Origin of the sequence: Achromobacter sp. UBA5777, assembly GCF_002418565.1 — a bacterium.
In the GTDB taxonomy this organism is placed as follows: domain Bacteria; phylum Pseudomonadota; class Gammaproteobacteria; order Burkholderiales; family Burkholderiaceae_B; genus Achromobacter; species Achromobacter animicus.
In genome coordinates, this window is record NZ_DIEJ01000117.1 from 1 (window position 1) to 1,826 (window position 1,826).

Below are 1,826 nucleotides of genomic sequence, written 5' to 3' on the forward strand. Positions count from 1 at the left end.
AAGATCCCGGCGAGCCCGCCGTCGCGCTGGTGGTGTCCGACATCGCCGCCACCGCGACGCGACGCTTGGCGGCCGCGCCCGAACTCAGCTCGACAAACGGCGGCGCCGTGCCCGCGATGCAGGCGCCGCGCGGCGAAGCGCGACCCGACCCCGAATCGCAGGGCCTTGTGCCGGAACGCGCGGTGTATCGCGTGATCCTGCGCCCAGCGGATACGTCAAACGCCGCCATGCCGCGCCTGCAGGCCATGCGCGGCACGGCCATCATCGAAGGCGACGCCGAAAGCCTGCTGCTGCGAACGTGGCGCCGCGTCGCCGCGCTGCTGGTGCGCGAAACCGGCTTTTGAGAGGCATGCTTCGAGCGCCGCGTTTCCAACGCCATCCTTTACACGGATCCGTGTACGGCATCGCTCGCACGGACACGTTTCTTAAGCATCTTTAACGTGTCATTCGGCAAGTCGTAGGAAATAATAAGACTCATCATCATCCATCATCGATGGATCGCCTTCACCCATCACCCACACCGACGATGACCACCGAAACCCTCGAACGTCCCTCGCTGTCGCAGCGCCTGAAACACGAAACCGCGGCGCAGCACGAACGCATGCACCAGCTCATGGAGCGCGGCGCGCCGTTCGCAAGCCGCGATTCGTATGCCCGCTTCGTCGCCGCGCAGTACCTCTTTCAGCGCGACGTCGAATTCCTGTTCCAGGACGACGCCGTCAAGCAGGCGGTGCCGGACCTGGAAGCACGCGGCCGTGAAGACGCCTCGCTCGCAGACCTGCGCGATCTGGGCGCCGCCGCCCCCGAGGACGGCATCGCCAGCATTGGCGTGACGATGCCCGAAGCGCTGGGCTGGTTGTACGTGTCCGAAGGCTCCACGCTGGGCGCCGCCTTCCTCTTCAAGCAGGCGCAATCCGACCTGGGCCTGTCCGCCGACTTCGGCGCGCGCAACCTTGCCGCCTACCCGGATGGCCGCGCCACCGTGTGGCGCCGCTTCGTCGCCTCGCTGGACAGCGACACGCTCGACCCCGCCACGCATGACGCCGTCATCGCCGGCGCCAACGCGGCCTATGACCGCTTTGGCGCGTTGCTCGAACGGCACTTCGAACTCGGCGCATGACGCCACGCAAACCGTGGGTGCGGGCGCTGTATCTGGCGCTCGCTATCGTCAGCATCGCAGTGGCCGTCGCCGGGGTCTTCATCCCCGGCCTGCCCAGCACCGAGTTCGTCCTGCTGGCCTCCTGGGCCGCCGCACGCAGCTCGCCCCGCCTGCACCGCTGGCTGCATGAGCACCGCTGGTTCGGCCCGATGCTGCACAACTGGCACAACGGCCGCATGGTCACGCGTCGCGCCAAGGTCATGGCCACGGTGTCGATGACGGTCTGCATGGTCGTGATGACGCAGACCATCCCCCATCCGTGGGTCGTCTGGCCGCTGTGCGTGACGATGGTGGCGGTGCTGGTGTGGATATGGCAACGGCCCGAGCCGCCGGGCGAAAGCCGGGGCGAGGCTGCAGGATCGCCCGTCCTGCGCGACGCGCAACGCTCCTGAGCCGCTGGCGCCGGGCCACGTCAGCGCGCGCTGGCCACCGTGCCCAGCGGCAACCCCAGCGCTGCCCGGCGCGACAACCACGCGCTGGGGCGGTATCGCGGTTCCTGATATCGCGCGTGCAACCGCTCAAGGATCCGCAGAATGGTGCGCGCTCCCAGCGCATCACCCAACGCGAATGGCCCTTGCGGATAGCCCAGCGCCAGCGTCACCGTCTGGTCGATGTCCTGCGGCGCGGCAATCCCTTGCTGCGCCATGGCGCAGGCATTGTTGACGAT

Annotated in this window: 3 protein-coding genes and 1 pseudogene; 3 read left to right on the forward strand and 1 reads right to left on the reverse strand. The window is 68.1% G+C overall.

Going from position 1 to position 1,826, the window contains the following annotated elements:
- From B3446_RS08715 to B3446_RS08725, 3 genes and pseudogenes are all read left to right on the forward strand, one after another.
- Positions 1 to 344, forward strand: a pseudogene (locus B3446_RS08715) (hypothetical protein); the annotation flags it as partial.
- Between the two features lie 182 nt (positions 345 to 526).
- Entirely contained in the window at positions 527 to 1,120 is a 594-nt protein-coding gene (locus B3446_RS08720; RefSeq protein WP_191576363.1) for a biliverdin-producing heme oxygenase, read from the forward strand.
- Complete coding sequence (locus B3446_RS08725; RefSeq protein WP_291379848.1) at positions 1,117 to 1,551, forward strand: YbaN family protein; 435 nt, start codon at positions 1,117 to 1,119, stop codon at positions 1,549 to 1,551. Before B3446_RS08720 ends, B3446_RS08725 begins: the two co-directional genes overlap by 4 nt.
- Positions 1,552 to 1,571: 20 nt before the next feature.
- On the opposite strand, the gene B3446_RS08730 is transcribed toward B3446_RS08725, so the two are convergent.
- Positions 1,572 to 1,826: 3-hydroxyacyl-CoA dehydrogenase family protein (locus tag B3446_RS08730; RefSeq protein WP_291379850.1), on the reverse strand; the 255-nt coding region annotated here is incomplete at its 5' end.

What these genes read in the sequence shown, in the direction of transcription:
- B3446_RS08720 (WP_191576363.1), top strand. Translation starts at nt 527, where the DNA reads ATGACCACCGAAACCCTCGAACGTCCCTCGCTGTCGCAGCGCCTGAAA.
- B3446_RS08725 (WP_291379848.1), top strand. Translation starts at nt 1,117, where the DNA reads ATGACGCCACGCAAACCGTGGGTGCGGGCGCTGTATCTGGCGCTCGCT.